Source organism: Streptomyces sp. NPDC005423 (assembly GCF_040606415.1).
GTDB lineage: Bacteria > Actinomycetota > Actinomycetes > Streptomycetales > Streptomycetaceae > Streptomyces.
Genome location: NZ_JBEXET010000014.1, coordinates 20,603 through 38,908, shown reverse-complemented (window position 1 = coordinate 38,908; position 18,306 = coordinate 20,603). Strand labels below are relative to the sequence as shown.

Genomic DNA, 18,306 nt, shown 5'->3' with positions numbered 1-18,306 from the left:
CGGGCGAGGTCGGCGAGGACGGAGTCGCGCTGCTTCGGGCTGGACAGCGGGCACAGCGTGGCCCCACTTCACGCGCCGGTGACGGGCGGACCCGTCACTGGTCCCGGTACATCTCCGCGACGAGGAACGCCAGGTCGAGGGATTGGCTGCGGTTGAGCCGCGGGTCGCAGGCCGTCTCGTAGCGCTGGTGCAGGTCGTCGACGAAGATCTCGTCGCCGCCGCCCACGCACTCCGTGACGTCGTCACCGGTGAGCTCCACGTGGATGCCGCCCGGGTGCGTGCCGAGCGCCTTGTGGACCTCGAAGAAGCCCCTGACCTCGTCGAGTACGTCGTCGAAGCGGCGGGTCTTGTGGCCGGAGGCCGCCTCGTAGGTGTTGCCGTGCATCGGGTCGGTGATCCAGACGACGGTGGCGCCCGAGGCGCTGACCTTCTCGACCAGCTCGGGCAGCTTGTCGCGGACCTTGTGGGCGCCCATCCGCACGATGAAGGTGAGGCGGCCCGGCTCGCGGTCGGGGTCGAGGCGCTCGATGTACCGCAGCGCCTCCTCGGTGGTCGTGGTCGGGCCGAGCTTGATGCCGATCGGGTTGCGGATCCGGGAGGCGAACTCGATGTGCGCGCCGTCCAGTTGACGGGTGCGCTCGCCGATCCACACCATGTGCCCGGAGACGTCGTAGAGCTTGCCGGTGCGGGAGTCGACCCGGGTGAGGGCCGACTCGTAGTCCAGCAGCAGCGCCTCGTGCGAGGAGTAGAACTCGACGGTCTTGAACTCCTCCGGGTCGGTGCCGCAGGCCCGCATGAAGTTCAGCGCGTTGTCGATCTCGCGGGCCAGCTGCTCGTAGCGCTGGCCGGACGGGGAGGACTTCACGAAGTCCTGGTTCCAGGCGTGCACCTGGCGCAGGTCGGCGTAGCCGCCGGTGGTGAAGGCGCGCACCAGGTTGAGCGTGGAGGCGGAGGCGTTGTACATCCGCTTCAGGCGCTCGGGGTCCGGGACGCGGGACTCCTCGGTGAAGGCGAAGCCGTTGACGGAGTCGCCGCGGTAGGTCGGCAGGGTCACGCCGTCGCGGGTCTCGGTCGGCTTGGAGCGCGGCTTGGAGTACTGACCGGCGATCCGGCCGACCTTCACGACCGGCACCGAGGCGGCGTACGTCAGCACGGCGCCCATCTGGAGCAGCGTCTTCAGCTTGTTGCGGATCTGGTCGGCCGACACCGCGTCGAAGGCCTCGGCGCAGTCGCCGCCCTGGAGGAGGAACGCCTCTCCCTTGGCGACGGCCGCCAACCGGGCGCGCAGCTGGTCGCACTCGCCCGCGAAGACGAGCGGCGGATACGACGCGAGGTCCGCGATCACTGCGCGCAGAGCCTCGGTGTCGGGGTACTCGGGCTGCTGCGCCGCGGGCAGGTCTCGCCAGGTGTTGCCAGCGCTGGCGCTGGTCTTAGCGTTCACGGTCACGCCATAGACATTACGGGGTCATGTCGACCTATTTTCGTCCGGCTCGACTGGTGAGACGCGAGCCGCCGCACTCCGTGGGCCGCCCGGCCGTCGGGTAGGGTGCCTGGCATGTTCGCGCACTCGAACCTGAACTGGTGGTGGACCGCTCATCCGGCGGCCCACTGAGTGCGCGTATCCCCGTACTTCGAAGGCCGCCCGAGGGGCGGCCTTCGGTGTTTTCCGGGGCCGTTCCTCACCGCTCGCAGCCCACCGACGGAAGAGGAACCATGGATCTGGCCCGACTGCTCGCCGACGACCGCCCCTTCGCCCTGCTGCGCCGCCGCACCCCCGGGCACGACCATGATCTGGTCGAGGTCATGACCGGCCGGATCGGGGTCCACGACAGGCTGGCCGACCTGCCCGGCGAAGGCCTCGCGCTCGTCCCCTTCCGGCAGATCCGCGAGCGCGGCTTCGACGTCCGCGACGACGGGACACCGCTCGCCTTCCTGACCCCGGAGGAGTCCTGCGTGGTCCCGCTCGCCGAGGCGCTGGAGCAGCTCCCGGCGCACGACGTGCGGGTCGAGGGCGGGGGCTTCGACGTCGGCGACGAGGAGTACGCGCGGATCGTGGGGCGGGTGCTGGACGAGGAGATCGGGCGGGGCGAGGGCGCCAACTTCGTGATCCGGCGGACGTACGAGGGCAGCGTTCCGGGGTTCGGGCGGGCCGACGCGCTCGCGCTCTTCCGGCGACTGCTGGTCGGTGAACGGGGCGCGTACTGGACGTTCGTGGTGCACACCGGGGAGCGGACGCTGGTCGGGGCCAGCCCGGAGGTGCATGTGCGGATGTCCGGCGGGACCGTGGTGATGAACCCGATCAGCGGGACGTACCGCTATCCGGACGGGGGTCCGACGCCCGAGCACCTGCTGGAGTTCCTCGCCGACGGCAAGGAGATCGAGGAGCTGTCGATGGTCGTCGACGAGGAACTCAAGATGATGTGCACCGTCGGGGACATGGGCGGGGTCGTCGTCGGGCCGCGGCTCAAGGAGATGGCGCACCTCGCGCACACCGAGTACGAGCTGCGCGGCCGGTCGTCGCTGGACGTCCGTGAGGTGCTCCGGGAGACGATGTTCGCGGCGACGGTCACCGGCTCGCCCGTGCAGAACGCCTGCCGGGTCATCGAACGGCACGAGATTGGCGGGCGCGGCTACTACGCCGGCGCCCTCGCGCTGATCGGCCGGGACGCCGGCGGCGCCCAGACCCTCGACTCCCCCATCCTCATCCGCACCGCCGACATCGACGCGTCCGGCCGGCTGCGGGTACCGGTCGGCGCGACCCTGGTGCGCGGTTCGGACCCGGCGGGCGAGGTGGCGGAGACCCACGCCAAGGCGGCGGGGGTACTGGCCGCGCTGGGCGTACGGCCGTCCCGGCCGGGCGGGGAGGCCGTACGGCCCCGGCTGGCGGACGATCCGCGGGTGCGGGCGGCGCTGGACGGGCGGCGCGCCTCGCTGGCGCCGTTCTGGCTGCGGATGCGGGAGCGGGTCGCGGAGCCGGCCGGGCACGCGCTGGTCGTCGACGCGGAGGACACCTTCACGGCGATGCTCGCGCACGTCCTGCGGTCGGGCGGCCTCGACGTGACCGTACGGCGCTATGACGAGGCCGGGCTGCGGCAGGCGGTGCTGGCGCACCAGGGTCCCGTGGTGCTGGGGCCCGGGCCCGGTGACCCCTCCGACCTGGGCGACGGCAGGATGCGGTTCCTGCGCGCGCTGACCGCCGAGGTCCTTAGGGAGAGCGAGCACGGCGTCCTCGGCGTCTGCCTGGGGCACGAACTGATCGCCGCCGAGCTGGGGTTGGGGATCGTCCGCAAGGACGTGCCCTACCAGGGGGCGCAGACGACGGTCGACCTGTTCGGGCGGGCGGAGACCGTCGGGTTCTACAACAGCTTCGTGGCGCACTGCGACGACGCGGCGCTGCGGGAGCTGACCGCGCGGGGAGTCGAGGTGAGCCGGAGCGCGTCCGGCGAGGTGCACGCGCTGCGCGCGGCGCGGCGCGCCACGGGCACGCCCAGGTGCGCGGTGGCCGGCGTGCAGTTCCATCCGGAGTCGGTGCTGACGCTCAACGGGGCAACGATCGTAGGGGAGTTGATGGGCCGGCTGCGCGGCATGAGCGCGATCCCGGAGCACCGGCCGGCCGGGTAACCCGGCGAGGAGGGCGCCGTAACCGCGCGGCACCCGGCCGGCCCGGAACGGCTCGGCGGGCGGGGCGGGCCCGCTCCGGCCGCCCCGCCCGCTCGCGCACCGCCGGCCGCGGCGCGCGGGCCTTCCCGGGTGACGCTCCGGCGGCGCGCGCGGACCGGGCCCGCCCCGACCTCCCGGCCGTACCGCCCCTTCCCGGACCCGGACCCGGCCTCGACCCGCGCCGCCGTCAGGGCAGTCGGCGGCGCGGGGGCGGCCGTGCTCTCCCGGAGCGAGCACCTCCGGTGTCAGCCGAAGAACACTCCGACCTCCGCGTACAGCGCCGGGTCCACGGTCTTCAGGCGGGCCGTGGCCTCCGCGATCGGGACGCGGACGATGTCCGTACCGCGCAGGGCGACCATCTTGCCGAAGTCCCCGTCGTGGACGGCGTCGACGGCGTGCAGGCCGAAGCGGGTGGCGAGCCAGCGGTCGAAGGCGCTGGGGGTGCCGCCGCGCTGGACGTGGCCGAGGACCGTGGTGCGGGCCTCCTTGCCGGTGCGCTTCTCGATCTCCTTGGCCAGCCACTCCCCCACGCCGGAGAGCCGGACGTGCCCGAAGGAGTCGAGGGTCCCGTCCTTGAGGACGACCTCGCCGTCCCTGGGCATGGCGCCCTCGGCGACGACCACGATCGGGGCGTAGGACGCGCCGAACCGGGAGGTGACCCAGGAGCAGACCTGCTCGACGTCGAAGCGCTGTTCGGGGATGAGGATGACGTTGGCACCGCCGGCCAGCCCGGAGTGCAGCGCGATCCAGCCGGCGTGCCGGCCCATCACCTCGCAGACCAGGACCCGCATGTGCGACTCGGCGGTGGTGTGCAGCCGGTCGATCGCCTCGGTGGCGATACCGACGGCGGTGTCGAAGCCGAAGGTGTAGTCGGTGGCGGAGAGGTCGTTGTCGATGGTCTTCGGTACGCCGACGCACGGCACCCCGTACTCCTCCGACAGCCGGGCGGCCACCCCGAGGGTGTCCTCGCCGCCGATGACGACGAGCGCCCCGACCCGCTGCTCCTCCAGGTTGGCCTTGATGCGCCGGATGCCGTCGCGCTCCTTCAGCGGGTTGGTGCGCGAGGAGCCGAGGATGGTGCCGCCGCGCGGCAGGATGCCCCGCACGGCGGGGATGTCGAGCCGGACGGTGTCGCCTTCGAGGGGGCCGCGCCAGCCGTCCCGGTAGCCGACGAAGCCGAAGCCGTACTCCTGCACGCCCTTGCGGACGACGGCCCGGATGACGGCGTTGAGCCCGGGGCAGTCGCCGCCTCCGGTCAGTACTCCCACGCGCATGGAAAAGTCCCTTCGCCGCAGTTCCCTGTGACCGCCACGCTAATGGTGATCCAGGTCACAACGGGATGGGTGGGAAGGACAATTCCCTTGATCGGTACGGCCGTTGGCCTACGCGTCGTCGAGCCCGCGCTCGATCGCGTACCGCACCAGCTCGACGCGGTTGTGCAACTGGAGCTTGCCCAGGGTGTTCTGCACATGGTTCTGGACCGTGCGGTGCGAGATGACCAGGCGTTCGGCGATCTGCTTGTAGCTCAGCCCCTTCGCCACCAGTCGCAGCACCTCGGTCTCCCGGTCGGTGAGCTGCGGCGCCCTGGGCTCGTCGCTGCCGGCCGCCGGTGCCGGACCGGAGGCCAGCCGCCGGTACTCGCCGAGGACCAGGCCCGCCAGTCCCGGCGTGAACACCGGGTCGCCCGCCGCCGTACGGCGCACCGCGTCCGACAGCTCCTCGGTGGAGGCCGACTTGAGCAGATAGCCGGTCGCGCCGGACTTCACCGCCTCCAGCACGTCGGCGTGCTCCCCGCTCGCGGAGAGCACCAGGACCCTCAACGCCGGGTCGGCGCCCACCAGTTCACGGCAGACCTGGACGCCGGGCTTGGCGGGCAGGTTGAGGTCGAGCACCAGCACGTCGGGGGTGACGGCGCGGGCCCGGCGTACCGCCTGCTCGCCGTCGCCGGCGGTGGCGACCACCTCGAACCCGGACTCGGCCAGGTCCCGGGCGACCGCGTCGCGCCACATCGGGTGGTCGTCGACCACCATCACCCGGATCGGGGCCCGCTCCGCACTCATCGTCTCTCCGCCTTCCCCCGCGCGCTCGACGCGTCCTTCGGAACCCTCAGTTCGACCTCAGTGCCCTGTCCCGGCACCGATACCAGCTCGGCGCTGCCGCCGAGGTCGCGCAGTCTGCCCCGGATCGACAGGGCGACCCCGAGCCGGCCCTCGCCCTCCGCCTGGGCGAGCCGGCCGTCGGCGATGCCGGGCCCGTCGTCCCGCACGGTCACCACCACCTCGCCGGGCTCGTCCTCGACCAGGATCCAGGCACGGGCGTCCTCGCCCGCGTGCCGGCGCACGTTGTCCAGCGCGGCGCCGACCGCGGCGGCCAGTTCCCGGGCGGCGGCCGGCGGTAACGGCACCGGCGCGCCGGGCTCGGCCAGGTTCACCCGCGCCCCGGCATACGGGACGAGCAGCGTCCGCAGATCGACCGTTCCCCCGTCGCCGTCCAGGGTCTCCGGCTCCTCCACAGCCCGTACGACCGCGCCCTCGGAGGCGTCCTCGGAGACCCGGGAGACGGGCAGCAGACCGCCGGAGACCAGGGTGCGCAGGGCCACCTCCTGCTCGCCCGCCATCCGGCCCAGCTCGGCCGCCTCACCGCCGAGCACCGCGCCGCGCCGCTGCACCATGGCCAGCACCTGGAGCACGCTGTCGTGGATGTCCCGGGCGAGCCGCTCCCGTTCGCGGGTCGTGGCCTCGATCTCCAGGGCCCGGGCGAGGGTGCGCTCGGAGGCGCGGGCGACCTCCACGACGTAGCCGATGGCGATGGCGGCGACCCAGACGAGGACCACGTTGTGGGCGGTGCCGCGGGTGAGGGCACCGCGCTCGGCCAGGTCGGCCGCGGCGACCAGCGTCGAGGCGAAGGCCGCCCAGCGCCAGCCGCCCTTGACCGCGAACGCCAGCACGGAGCCCGCCGTCCATATCGACGGCAGGGTCGAGCCGCCCTCGACGATCCGGGCGTGGCTGTCGGCGGCCGGGGTGAGCAGGATCCCGGTGAGGGCGACGGTCAGATCGGCGGCGAGGAACCGCTTCGTGCAGCTCGCCGCGTTGGCGACCCTGGGGAGGGTGGCGAGGGTCCACACGCACAGCGCGCAGTAGTACCCGACGGCGATCCCGGGCCGTACGAAGCGGTCGTAGGCGGTGGCGAACAGGCCGATCGCGTACAGCATGGTCAGCACCCGGTAGGCGGTGAGCGCCCGCCACAGCGGCTGCTCGACCGACATCCTGACGACGCGCTCGCGCCTGGCCATGTCCCCCAACCCCCGTCGCAGACCCGCCCGTTACGAGCCGGTCTGTCCCTTGTCCGGCTGTGCGAGCGCGGCCTTGGCCGCTCTCTCGGCCTGCTCGGCCCGCTCGGCTTTCTCGGCCTTCGCCGCGTCCGCGATCTGCCGCTTGGCGGCGGTGGCGTAGACGTCGACGTACTCCTGGCCGGAGAGCTTCATGATCTCGTACATGACCTCGTCGGTCAGCGCGCGCAGGACGAAGCGGTCGTTCTCCATGCCGTTGTAGCGGCTGAAGTCGAGCGGCCTGCCGATCCGGATGCCGGGCCGCATCAGCTTCGGCATGACCTGGCCGGGCGGCTGGATCTTCTCGGTGTCGATCATCGCGACCGGGATGACCGGCGCCCCGGAGGCGAGCGCCACCCGGGCGAGGCCGCCGGGCTTGCCCCGGTAGAGACGCCCGTCGGGGGAGCGCGTGCCCTCCGGGTAGATCCCGAACAACTCCCCGCGTTCCAGGACGTCGAGGCCGCTTCTGATCGCCGCCTGGCCCGCGCCGCGCGCGCCCGAGCGGTCCACGGGGAGCTGGCCGACGCCCTTGAAGAACGCGGCGGTCAGCCGGCCCTTCACCCCGGGTGTCGTGAAGTACTCGGCCTTCGCGATGAAGGTCACCTTGCGGTCGAGGACCGCGGGCAGGAAGAACGAGTCCGAGAACGAGAGGTGATTGCTCGCCAGGATCGCGGCGCCCTCGGCCGGGATGTTCTCCATGCCTTCCACCCAGGGCCGGAAAGCGACCTTCAGCGGTCCCCCGATGGCGACCTTCATCGTGCCGTACAACAAGCGAGTGCCTCCCGTGTCTCTCGCTCAGACCTTAACCCGCAGCGCCGCGGAAGGGACCGACGACCCTGGTCGGTGTCAGTGCGGTCGCGTACGGTGAACCACACCTGGACTTGTTCACGTTCCTTTCACGTCCCTCCATTCCCTCCACGACAGGAGACCGAGGTGCCGGTCCTCCCCGGAGCCGAGCCGTACCGCCACGAGGGCGGGGAGGTCGGAGTCCTCCTCTGCCACGGTTTCACCGGTTCCCCGCAGTCGCTGCGCCCCTGGGCGGAGTATCTCGCCGAGCGTGGTCTCACCGTCGCGCTGCCGCTGCTGCCCGGCCACGGCACCCGCTGGGAGGACATGCAGCTCACCGGCTGGCAGGACTGGTACGCGGAGGTCGACCGCGAGCTGCGGGCCCTGCGCGAGCGCTGCTCACAGGTGTTCGTGGCAGGCCTCTCCATGGGCGGCGCGCTCGCCCTGCGGCTGGCCGCCCGGCACGGTGACGCGATCAGCGGGGTCATGGTCGTCAACCCGGGGATCAAGGTGCACGGCCTCGCCGCGCACGCCCTTCCGGTCGCCCGGCACCTGGTGCGTACGGCGCCGGGCATCGCCAGTGACATCGCCCAGGAGGGCAGCGAGGAGGTGGGGTACGACCGGGTGCCGCTGCACGCGGCGCACTCCCTGCGTATCTTCTTCCGCCGGGTCGACGGCGAGCTGCCGCAGGTCACGCAGCCGCTGTTGCTGCTGCGCAGCCCGCAGGACCATGTGGTGCCGCCGGCCGACTCCGCCCGGGTGCTCAGCCGGGTCTCGTCGGTGGACGTGACGGAGGTTTTGCTGGAACAGAGCTACCACGTCGCGACGTTGGACATCGACGCGGACCGGATTTTCGAGGAGAGCTACGCGTTCATCGGCCGGCTCGCACCCGGTGCCGGCGAGCACGCGTCCGGCACGGGCCAGGTGAGCCAGCAGGAAGGGACGGCCGCAGGTGGCTGAGCACGGATCCGACCGCGAGGACCGCGAGCCGGACGAGAAGGGCGTCCCCTTCGACGAGGAGGCCGCCTGGGCGGCGATCGTCGCCGGGTACGGCGACGAGCCCCAGGATCCGGCCGGCGCGAAGCCCTTCAAGTCCGTCGAGGACCTGGCGCTGCTCGATCCCGAGACGAACGGCGGGACGGACGACGGGACGAACACCGAGACGAACGGCGGGACCAACTCGGAGCGGCACGAGCAGCCGGAAGCGCGGACCGACGAACCGGCCAACCCCGTTCGCCCGCTGGGCAGTTCGGTCTTCTTCGCGCCCGGCGTCGGCCCGCGCGACGCCGCCGCCCCGGCCGGGCCGCACGCGGACGCCGATGCCGAGGATGACGACGAGGACGACGACGGGGGTCACTTCGTACCGCCGGAGCCGCCGCCGCTGCCGTCCGCCGATGCCACCGCCACGTTCGCCTGGCTGGCGGTGATCGGCGGCCCGGTCCTGCTGGTGCTCGCCGTGCTGTTCGGCTGGGACATGACCTGGTGGCTGTCGACGCTGAGCATCGGCGGCTTCCTGGGCGGCTTCGCCACCCTGGTGACGCGCATGAGGACGGACGACGAGGAGGGCGACGACCCCGGGCGCGGGGCCGTCGTCTAACCGACGGGCACCTTGAGGGCGGCCAGGACCGGAAAGTGGTCCGTGGCCGCCCTCAAGTCCCTTTCGGTGACGCCGGGTTGACCGAGCGGCACCCCGCAGCCGAGCACCTCGATGCCCGGGGTGGCGAAGATCGCGTCGATGCGCTGGAAGGGGTTGCCGGGGGTCCAGGTGTGCTCGGCGCCCCAGGGCGCGGTGGCCCGGCAGTCCTGGAGCTCCTTGGCCAGCCGGGCGAACGTACGGCCGTCGGGGCGGTCATTGAGGTCGCCGCCCGCGATCGCGTGCGGGACACCCATGCCGGCCAGCCGGTCGAGCAGCATGCCGCCCTGCTCGTACCGCTCGTCCGCGCGCAGGCTGAGATGACAGCTCAGTACGCCGAGGCGCGCGCCCCCGAACCCGACGACCGCGGTGGCGAAGCCCCGCCGGTGCTCGCCCGGGGTGAGCGGCAGCAGCACGTCCTCCGTGCGCTCGACCGTCGCCCGCAGCGAGCACAGCAGGGCGGGCCCGGCGACGGAGCCTCCGCCGGTGAGGGTCACCAGCTCCGCGGCGGAGGCCAGCCGGGCCAGTTTCTTGCGCCAGCGGAAGAAGCGGGGGGCTTCCTGGACGAGGACGAGATCGGGGGCGCAGGCGCGGATCACCCGGGCCAGCGCGTCGGTGTCGTCGCGCATCGAGCGGATGTTGTAGCTGAGGACCCGGATGATCGCCGAACCGTCGGCTTCGGTCCGGGAGTTGGGGAGCAGCGGGGGCGAGGTCACCATACGGATCAAGATACGGCGACTGCGCGGCGCAGAGCCCGGCACCCGCGGGTCGTGTCCCGGCCGCCGGGTCCGTCGCGGCCGGGACGCGCGATTCCCCGCGCCCCTGGAAGACATCGGTAGGGGCGCGGGGAATCAGGTGGCTGGAAGACGGGCCGTCACATGATCGGGTCAGGCTCCCGTGCCAGGTCGGCCGCGCCCACCAGGCCGGCCTTGTTGCCCAGTTGGGCGGCGATCACGTCGGCGACCGGGCGCCAGTTGCCGCCCACCAGCCAGCGCTTGTAGGACTTACGGATCGGGTCGAGGACCAGCTCGCCCTCGTCCGAGAGGCCGCCGCCGACGATGAACGCGGACGGGTCGAAGAGGGAGGCCAGGTCGGCGAGGCCGGCGCCGGCCCAGCGGGCCAGCTCGCGGTAGGAGTCGACGGCCACCGGGTCGCCCTGGCGGGCGGCGACCGAGATGTGCTTGCCCTCGATGCCGTCCGGGGTGCCGTCGCCGAGGGCGAGCAGCACCTCGGCGTGCTCCGGGGTGGCGTTGGCGCGCTGCTTGGCGTAGCGGACGAGCGCGCGGCCGGAGGCGTACTGCTCCCAGCAGCCCTGCGAACCGCAGCCGCAGAGCAGGCCGTCCGGCACCATCCGGATGTGGCCGAACTCGGCGGCCACCCCGAAGTGGCCGCGGCGCAGCTTGTTGCCGATGATGATGCCGCCGCCGAGGCCGGTGCCGAGGGTGATGCAGATGACGTTGCGGTGGCCCTTGCCCGCGCCGAACCGGTACTCGCCCCAGGCCGCGGCGTTCGCGTCGTTCTCCACGACGACCGGAAGGCCCACGCGGGCCTCGACCTTCTCCTTCAGCGGCTCCTGGCGCCAGTCGATGTTCGGCGCGAAGTACACCGTCGATCGCTGGCGGTTCACGTATCCGGCCGCACCGATACCCACGCCGACGATCCGGTGACCGGCGTGCGCGCCCTCGACGGCGGCGGCGATGGCGTCCACGATGCCTTCGGGCGTGCCCGGGGTCGGCACCTGGTGGGTCGAGAGGATGTTGCCTTCCTCGTCGACCACACCGGCCGCGATCTTCGTGCCGCCGATGTCGACGCCGATGGTGAGTCCCATGAATCCCTCAGTTTCGGTCGAGCCCCGCTACGGCCCACCGTACCCGAGGGCCCTCTAGTCCAGGTCGATGCGCTCCCCCGGGCCCGGGTCCTCGCCCCGGTCACGGCGGTCGGCGGTGTCCTTCGTCTCCTTGGCGGTACCCGGCGGGCGGTCGCGGGCGGTCCAGCGCTGTTCCTGGGCCTGGGCCGCGGAGCGGTACGCGGCGAGCAGTTCGGTGCCGGCCGCCGCGAGGTGGTCGAACACGTCCGGATTGCGTTCGATGACGGGCTCGACGGCGGCCTTCGCCTGCTGCACGACCTGCCGCACCACCTGCTGGGCGGCGGGTCCGGCGAGCTGGCCGAGCAGCGGGGAGTGGAGGCCGGACAGTTTCTCCGAGAGGGTGTCGACGAGTCTGCGCAGTTCCTCGGCGGCCGAGCCGGGCGGCGGGCCGTACTGGGTGCGGCGGCGGGCCTTCTCCGCGGCGAGGTCCTCGGCGCAGGCCGTCGCCCAGGCGTCGGCGTCGGTCGCCCGCACCTCGTCGACCGCGTCGTGCTCGGCGTCGCCGGACGCGGGGAGCTCTTCGCTCATGACGGCCTCCTGACTACGGTTCGTCTCTACGACGTTACCCGAATGGGCGTACGTGGTTCACCGGCCGCGGGACGCGGATTCCGGCGGGGTCACTTCGTCCGCGGCCACAGGTCCGGGTCGGGGGCGAAGCGGATGCGCAGTTCGGTGTCGCGCAGGGCGGCGCCGGCCACGGTGCAGCGGCGCAGGGCCGAGGGCAGCGGGACGATACGCCGGAACGGGCCGGTGCTGACGACGAGTTCGTCGCCCCGCCGGACGAGGTCGAGCTCGTCGCGTATCGCGCCGGGCAGCGGGATGTGCCAGACGAGCACGCCGTCCTCGGCGAGCCGGTCGACGACGGGCCACTCGACCGTGGAGCCGGTCTCGTTGACGCCGGGCACGGCGAGCGCGGCCAGGTCGGCGGCGCCGCGCGGGTCTTCGCCGAGATGCGGGACGCGGTGGACGTCGTGGGTGTGCTGCCACTCCTCCAGGGTCTTGCGCTGCTGGGCGGCGAGGGTGGCGGCCCAGGGGTCGTCGGCGGTGTCCGGCACGACCCGGTTGGCGATCACCGCGTCGGGGCGCAGCCCGCGCAGGGCGAGGGCGAGGGTGGCGGCGCGGACGGCGTCGGCGCCGGCCGGTCCGGGTTCGGCGACGAGCCGTACGGCGAGGCCGCGGTCGGCGAGGACCGCCTCGACGGCGGCCAGTTCGAGGTCCCAGCGGGCGGCGGTGTCGTAGAGCCACTCCGCCGGCATGGGGACGCCGGCGAGCCGGCCGAGGACCGGGCGGAGGGCGCGGGCGGCCTGCCGTTCGGAGGGCAGGAGGCGGCGCAGGTAGCGGCGGAGCTCCTCGGGCAGGGCGAGCAGGGCGAGGGCGTGCGGGGTGGACGGGAGGTCGACGACGAGGAGGTCGTACGCCTCCGAGAGGTGGGCGTCGCGTACGGCGCGCAGCAGGGCGAGTTCCTCGGCGCCGGGCAGCGGGGTGACCTCCTCGGCGTCCAGCCGGGCGGCGCCGAGCAGGTCGAGGGCGGCGGAGGCGCGTTCCTGGAAGACGGTGAGGTCGGTGCGGAAGGACTCCGCCGCGTCGGGGCGCCAGACGGTGAGCTGTTCGCGGACGGTGACGGGGGCCGCGCCGGTCGCCGTGCCGAGGGCGGCGCCCAGGGTGTCGAGCCGGTCGGCGCCGAGCAGCAGGGTCCGCCGCCCCGCACGGGCGGCGGTGAGCGCGGTGGCCGCGGCGATGGTCGTACGGCCGCTGCCGCCGGGGCCCGTGATCAGGATGGTGCGCATACAGGTGAACGGTAGTCGCTCGGCCGGGTGCCGCGTCGTGGCCGGGGCCGAGGCCGGGGCCGAGGCCGGGGCCGAGGCCGGGGCGGGTTACCGCTCCCCGGACTCCACGCGCTTCTTCAGTCCGGCCAGGGCGCGGTCGGTGATGACCTTCTCCGCCTTGCGCTTGATCATGCCGAGCATGGGGATCTTGACGTCGACGGTGAGCTGGTAGGTCACCTCGGTCCATCCCGCGCCGGTGGGCTTGAGGAGGTAGGAGCCATCCAGGGAGCGCAGCATCTGGGACTTGACGAGGGTCCAGGAGACCTGGTCGTCGCCGGTCCAGGTGTAGGCGAGGGTCTGGTCGTCCTTGATCGCGCCGGCGTCCATGACGAGCCGGACCTGTTCGGCGCGGCCCCGCTCGTCGGTGCCGAGGACGTCCGCCTCCTTCACCTCGCCGGTCCAGTCCGGGTAGCGGGCGAAGTCGGCGATCACCGCCATGACGTCGGCCGGTGCCGCCTCGATCGTGATGCTCGAACTGGTGTGTTCCGCCATCGCCGTGGCTCCTCCGGATGCGGGCCGGTTGGGACGCGTCGTCGTACGCACGCGTGTGCAGCGTGAAGGTTACCGCGCTGCCGGGCGCCCGACTTCACCCCCTACCTGCGCACATCTGCGGGACGGGCGGCGGGTGTTCACCATTCGAGCGCCCAGGGCCGGCCGGACCCGGCGAAGTGGCCCACGTTGACGCACTCGGTCGCGCCGATCCGCATCCGCCGCACCAGCGGCTGGTGGACGTGGCCGAAGAGCGCGTAGCGGGGCCGGGTGCGGCGGATCGCGTCCAGGAGGGCGCGGCTGCCGCGTTCGAAGCGGCGCGCGACGGTGTCGTAGACGAGTTCCGGGACCTCGGGCGGGATGTGGGTGCACAGGACGTCGACCTCGCCGACGGCCTCGATCTTGGCGGCGTACTCCTCGTCGCCGATCTCGTACGGCGTGCGCATCGGGGTGCGCAGGCCGCCGCCGACGAAGCCGAAGGTCCGGCCGCCGATCTCGACCCGCTGGCCGTCGAGCACGGTGGTGCCGGGGCCGGCGTACTCGGACCAGAGCTGGGGCATGTCGACATTGCCGTAGGTGGCGTACGTCGGGGTGGGGAAGGCGGCGAAGAGCTCGGCGTACTGGCGGCGGACCGCCTTCTCGATCAGGGTCGCGCGGTCGCCGCCGGCACCGCTCCACAGCCGGGCGCCGAGTTCGCGGGCCTCGCCGAAGCGGCGGGCGGTGCGCAGTTCGACGAGCCGGCCGGCGTTCTCCGCCCCGAAGAGGTCGGGGAAGATGCCGCGCGAGTGGTCGGCGTAGTCGAGGAAGAGCACGAGGTCACCCAGGCAGATCAGGGCGTCGGCGCCGTCTCCGGCTCGGGCCAGGTCACGGGCGTTGCCGTGTACGTCGCTGACCACGTGGACGCGCGTCCGGCGACCGCCGGCTGGTGTGGGTGCCATGACGATCAAGCGTAGGCGTGTGCGGCATACGTGAACAGTGGCGGCCGGAGCAGCGCTCCAGGGCCGGTCGGCGGAGGGGTCGACTACTGTGCGCGGTGCGACACCCACCGGTGTGACGCGGCGAACATCTCACCGGGACCCCCTGTCGGGGAGGCCATACCGGCGGGTAACGTCCGGGCAGTCCCAGTCGTGCTCAGGATTTCAACGAGTGAAGCTCCGAGCACCTGCCCGAGCCGTGGACCGGACCGTCGCATCACACAACGTCGTGGCGCCGGCGCCCTATGAGGAGCAGCAGTCTTGCGCGAGTTCAGCCTTCCGGCCTTGTACGAGGTCCCCGCGGACGGGAATCTGACCGACATCGTCCGCAGAAACGCCGCGCAGCATCCCGATGTCGCCGTCATCGCCCGCAAGGTGGACGGCGTGTGGCAGGACGTGACCGCCACGGCCTTCCGCGCCGAGGTGCTCGCCGCCGCCAAGGGGCTCATCGCCTCCGGTGTCGAGCCGGGCGACCGGGTCGCCCTGATGTCCCGCACGCGTTACGAGTGGACGCTGCTCGACTTCGCGATCTGGAGCGCGGGCGCGATCACGGTGCCGGTGTACGAGACCAGTTCGCCGGAGCAGGTGCAGTGGATCCTCGCGGACTCCGGCGCGAGCGCCGTGATCGTGGAGCTGGACGCCCACGCGGCGACCGTGGAGTCGGTGCGCGCGACCCTGCCCGGGCTCAAGCACGTATGGCAGATCGAGGGCGGCGGGGTCGAGGAGCTGGGCCGCGCGGGCCGGGACGTCGGGGACGACACGGTCGAGGAGCGGGGCTCGCTGGCGAAGGCGGACGACCCGGCGACCATCGTCTACACCTCCGGCACGACGGGCCGCCCCAAGGGCTGTGTGCTCACCCACCGCAGCTTCTTCGCGGAGTGCGGCAACGTGGTGGAGCGGCTGCGTCCGCTGTTCCGTACCGGTGAGTGCTCGGTGCTGCTCTTCCTGCCGCTGGCGCACGTCTTCGGGCGGCTGGTGCAGATCGCGCCGATGATGGCACCGATCAAGCTGGGTACCGTCCCGGACATCAAGAACCTCACCGACGAGCTGGCCGCCTTCCGGCCCACGCTGATCCTGGGCGTCCCGCGGGTCTTCGAGAAGGTCTACAACTCGGCGCGCGCCAAGGCGCAGGCGGACGGCAAGGGCAAGATCTTCGACAAGGCCGCCGACACCGCGATCGCCTACAGCAAGGCGCTGGACACCCCGTCGGGCCCGTCGCTCGGCCTGAAGATCAAGTACCGCACGTTCGACCGGCTCGTCTACGGCAAGCTGCGCGCGGTGCTCGGCGGCCGGGGCGAGTACGCCATCTCCGGCGGCGCGCCGCTGGGCGAGCGCCTCGGCCACTTCTTCCGGGGCATCGGCTTCACGGTCCTGGAGGGCTACGGCCTGACCGAGTCGTGCGCGGCCACGGCCTTCAACCCGTGGGACCGGCAGAAGATCGGCACGGTCGGCCAGCCGCTGCCCGGTTCCGTGGTGCGCATCGCGGACGACGGCGAGGTGCTGCTCCACGGCGAGCACCTGTTCAAGGGGTACTGGAACAACGAGGCCGCGACCGCCGAGGCGCTCGCCGACGGCTGGTTCCACACCGGTGACCTCGGCACCCTGGACGAGGACGGCTATCTGCGGATCACCGGCCGCAAGAAGGAGATCATCGTCACCGCGGGCGGGAAGAACGTCGCCCCGGCCGTGATCGAGGACCGTATCCGCGCCCACGCGCTGGTCGCGGAGTGCATGGTGGTGGGCGACGGGCGGCCGTTCGTGGGCGCGCTGGTCACCATCGACGAGGAGTTCCTGGGCCGTTGGGCCGCCGAGCACGGCAAGCCGGCTCATGCCACCGCGGCGTCGCTGCGTGACGACCCGGATCTGCTGAGCGCGATCCAGGACGCGGTCGACGACGGCAACGCCGCGGTGTCGAAGGCGGAATCGGTGCGGAAGTTCCGCATTCTGCCCTCCCAGTTCACGGAGGATTCGGGCCACCTGACGCCGTCCCTGAAGCTCAAGCGCAATGTGGTGGCGAAGGACTACGCGGACGAGATCGAGGCCATCTACCAGAAGTAGCGGGCCCTGGACGGCGGTTGCCTCATGACGTGGTGTCCTCGGCGAGGACCCGCGTCATCAGGCGTTCGGCCAGCGCGGTGATGGTGACGAACGGGTTCACCCCGATCGAGCCGGGCACCAGCGAGCCGTCGGTGATGTAGAGCTTCGAATACCCCTTCACCCGGCCGTAGTTGTCGGTCGCCTTCCCCAACACGCAGCCGCCGAGCGGGTGGTAGCAGAAGTCGTCGGCGAAGACCTTGCTGGGCGAGCCGAACAGGTCGTAGCGGTAGATCGTCGCGTTGGCCGCGTTGATCCGGTCGAAGAGCTTCTTGGCCATGGCGACCGAGACCGCGCTCTGGGCGGCGGTCCAGCCGAGCTTCACCGCTCCGCTCGCGGAGTCGTAGGTGAAGGAGGCGCGCTGCGGGTTCTTGGTGATCGCCAGGTAGAGGCTGACCCAGGTCTCCAGTCCGGTGGGGAGCGGGGCGATCTCCGCGAAGACCGGGTTGTCGGTGTTGGCCCAGTCGTCGATGCCCATGACGGGCATGGTCGACTGGTTGGCGCCGACCGTGTCCCAGACGTGGTTGGCGCGGCCGAGCATCACGTTGCCGTTGGTGCCCCAGCCGGCTCCGACGCTCGCGTTCAGGGCGGGCAGGGTGCCGGTGTCCCGGGCGCGGACGAGGAGTTCGGTGGTGCCGAGGCTGCCGCCGCCGAGGAAGAGGTAGGCGCAGCCGTACTGTTTGGTCTCGACGACCGTGCCGGTGACGTCGACGCGGTCGGCGGTCAGCAGGTAGGAGCCGTCGGCCGCGCGGCTGACGCCGGTCACCTTCTCCATGGTGTGCAGGGTGACGTTGCCGGTGCCGAGCGCGGCGGCGAGGTAGGTCTTGTCGAGGCTCTTCTTGCCGTAGTTGTTGCCGTAGATGACCTCCTGGGCGAGGGCCGACTTCGTCGCCGTGCCGGCCGCCTCGCGCTGCATGTAGCCGAAGTCGTAGACGTTGGGCACGAAGGTGGTCTTCAGGCCCGTGTTCGCCGCCGCCTTCCGTGAGGTGCGGGTGAACTGGTACCACTCGGTCGACTCGAACCAGGCCGGGTCGACGGTGTTGACGCCGAGCATGGTGCGGGCGCGCGGGAAGTACGTGCCGTACATCTCGGTGGCGTCCACGGTGGGGAACTGCTCGCTGAAGTACGACTGGAGCGGGGTGACGGCCATCCCGCCGTTGACCAGGGAGCCGCCGCCGACGCCGCGTCCCACGTAGACGGACATGTTGTCGTAGTGCACCCGGTCCAGGACGCCGGGGTAGAGGCCGATGTCCTTGTTGACGACGTCCAGCCAGAGGAAGGAGGCGAGCGGGGCCTCGGTGCGGGTCCTGAACCACATGGAGCGCTGGTCGGGGGCGGCGGTGGAGCAGAAGACCTTGCCGTCGGAGCCGGCCGTGTTCCAGAGCCTGCCCATCTCCAGGACGAGGGTGCGGATGCCCGCCTGGCCGAGGCGGAGGGCGGCGACGGCGCCGCCGTAGCCGGAGCCCACGACGATGGCGGGGGCCGATTCGACGGCCGCGGGTTCGGCCGCCTCGGCGGCCTGGAGGCCGATCCGGGTGAGTCCGGCGGTGGCCGCGGTCTGGAGGGCGATCATGCCCAGTATGTGACGTCTCGTCAGCTGATGCTGCGTCAGTTTCGGTGTCATGCGCGCAGCATCGACGGATTATCCG

General features: G+C 72.2%; 17 protein-coding genes. 5 read left to right on the top strand and 12 right to left on the bottom strand.

Annotated elements, in window-relative coordinates; translation table 11 throughout:
- Window positions 1–94 precede the first annotated feature (94 nt).
- The gene (locus tag ABZT12_RS17160; RefSeq protein WP_356384254.1) at window positions 95–1,447 is read right to left on the bottom strand and encodes a class II 3-deoxy-7-phosphoheptulonate synthase; all 1,353 of its coding nucleotides are present in this window, start codon (window positions 1,445–1,447) and stop codon (window positions 95–97) included.
- A 108-nt stretch (window positions 1,448–1,555) separates the two neighbouring features.
- On the opposite strand from ABZT12_RS17160, the gene ABZT12_RS17155 reads away from it, so the two are divergent.
- Both ABZT12_RS17155 and ABZT12_RS17150 read left to right on the top strand, forming a co-directional pair.
- Window positions 1,556–1,612: a trp operon leader peptide gene (locus ABZT12_RS17155; RefSeq protein ID WP_356384596.1), complete on the top strand. Its 57-nt coding sequence runs from the start codon at window positions 1,556–1,558 to the stop codon at window positions 1,610–1,612.
- 101 nt (window positions 1,613–1,713) lie between these two features.
- Window positions 1,714–3,621 carry an anthranilate synthase family protein gene (locus ABZT12_RS17150; RefSeq protein WP_356384251.1) on the top strand — a complete coding sequence of 636 codons (1,908 nt, stop codon included), beginning with the start codon at window positions 1,714–1,716 and terminating at the stop codon, window positions 3,619–3,621.
- 284 nt (window positions 3,622–3,905) lie between these two features.
- Here ABZT12_RS17150 and ABZT12_RS17145 read toward each other — a convergent pair whose 3' ends face one another.
- The 4 genes from ABZT12_RS17145 to ABZT12_RS17130 all read right to left on the bottom strand — a co-directional run bounded on the left by ABZT12_RS17145 (window position 3,906) and on the right by ABZT12_RS17130 (window position 7,759).
- Entirely contained in the window at window positions 3,906–4,934 is a 1,029-nt protein-coding gene (locus ABZT12_RS17145; RefSeq protein WP_356384248.1) for a 6-phosphofructokinase, read from the bottom strand.
- A gap of 108 nt (window positions 4,935–5,042) precedes the next feature.
- A complete protein-coding gene (locus ABZT12_RS17140) occupies window positions 5,043–5,720 on the bottom strand; it encodes a response regulator transcription factor (protein WP_356384245.1) in 678 nt (225 codons plus the stop codon).
- Entirely contained in the window at window positions 5,717–6,952 is a 1,236-nt protein-coding gene (locus ABZT12_RS17135) for a DUF5931 domain-containing protein (protein WP_356384242.1), read from the bottom strand. Before ABZT12_RS17135 ends, ABZT12_RS17140 begins: the two co-directional genes overlap by 4 nt.
- A gap of 30 nt (window positions 6,953–6,982) precedes the next feature.
- Window positions 6,983–7,759, bottom strand: coding sequence for a lysophospholipid acyltransferase family protein (locus tag ABZT12_RS17130; protein WP_356384239.1), 777 nt, complete (start codon window positions 7,757–7,759; stop codon window positions 6,983–6,985).
- Between the two features lie 162 nt (window positions 7,760–7,921).
- On the opposite strand from ABZT12_RS17130, the gene ABZT12_RS17125 reads away from it, so the two are divergent.
- Together ABZT12_RS17125 and ABZT12_RS17120 are read left to right on the top strand one after the other, a co-directional pair.
- Complete coding sequence (locus ABZT12_RS17125; protein ID WP_356384236.1) at window positions 7,922–8,734, top strand: alpha/beta fold hydrolase; 813 nt, start codon at window positions 7,922–7,924, stop codon at window positions 8,732–8,734.
- On the top strand, window positions 8,727–9,371 hold the full coding sequence (locus ABZT12_RS17120; protein WP_356384234.1) for a hypothetical protein: 645 nt from the start codon (window positions 8,727–8,729) through the stop codon (window positions 9,369–9,371). Before ABZT12_RS17125 ends, ABZT12_RS17120 begins: the two co-directional genes overlap by 8 nt.
- On the opposite strand, the gene ABZT12_RS17115 is transcribed toward ABZT12_RS17120, so the two are convergent.
- The 6 genes from ABZT12_RS17115 to ABZT12_RS17090 form a co-directional block, all read right to left on the bottom strand.
- Complete coding sequence (locus tag ABZT12_RS17115; RefSeq protein WP_356384231.1) at window positions 9,368–10,126, bottom strand: endonuclease/exonuclease/phosphatase family protein; 759 nt, start codon at window positions 10,124–10,126, stop codon at window positions 9,368–9,370. The two genes, ABZT12_RS17120 and ABZT12_RS17115, sit on opposite strands and share 4 nt — an antisense overlap.
- A gap of 155 nt (window positions 10,127–10,281) precedes the next feature.
- Complete coding sequence (locus ABZT12_RS17110; protein ID WP_356384228.1) at window positions 10,282–11,235, bottom strand: ROK family glucokinase; 954 nt, start codon at window positions 11,233–11,235, stop codon at window positions 10,282–10,284.
- A gap of 54 nt (window positions 11,236–11,289) precedes the next feature.
- On the bottom strand, window positions 11,290–11,802 hold the full coding sequence (locus ABZT12_RS17105) for a DUF5304 domain-containing protein (protein WP_356384226.1): 513 nt from the start codon (window positions 11,800–11,802) through the stop codon (window positions 11,290–11,292).
- Between the two features lie 89 nt (window positions 11,803–11,891).
- Window positions 11,892–13,061: an ArsA-related P-loop ATPase gene (locus ABZT12_RS17100; protein WP_356384223.1), complete on the bottom strand. Its 1,170-nt coding sequence runs from the start codon at window positions 13,059–13,061 to the stop codon at window positions 11,892–11,894.
- 87 nt (window positions 13,062–13,148) lie between these two features.
- Window positions 13,149–13,592 (bottom strand): SRPBCC family protein, encoded by a 444-nt coding sequence (locus tag ABZT12_RS17095; protein ID WP_356384220.1) that lies wholly within the window; start codon window positions 13,590–13,592, stop codon window positions 13,149–13,151.
- Window positions 13,593–13,729: 137 nt separating this feature from the next.
- Window positions 13,730–14,527, bottom strand: a complete 798-nt coding sequence (locus ABZT12_RS17090) for a metallophosphoesterase (protein WP_356384217.1) — start codon at window positions 14,525–14,527, stop codon at window positions 13,730–13,732.
- Between the two features lie 297 nt (window positions 14,528–14,824).
- Between ABZT12_RS17090 and ABZT12_RS17085 the strand changes: the two genes are divergently transcribed.
- Window positions 14,825–16,621: an AMP-binding protein gene (locus ABZT12_RS17085; protein WP_356384214.1), complete on the top strand. Its 1,797-nt coding sequence runs from the start codon at window positions 14,825–14,827 to the stop codon at window positions 16,619–16,621.
- 22 nt (window positions 16,622–16,643) lie between these two features.
- Here ABZT12_RS17085 and ABZT12_RS17080 read toward each other — a convergent pair whose 3' ends face one another.
- Window positions 16,644–18,230 (bottom strand): GMC oxidoreductase, encoded by a 1,587-nt coding sequence (locus tag ABZT12_RS17080; RefSeq protein ID WP_356384593.1) that lies wholly within the window; start codon window positions 18,228–18,230, stop codon window positions 16,644–16,646.
- Window positions 18,231–18,306 lie beyond the last annotated feature (76 nt).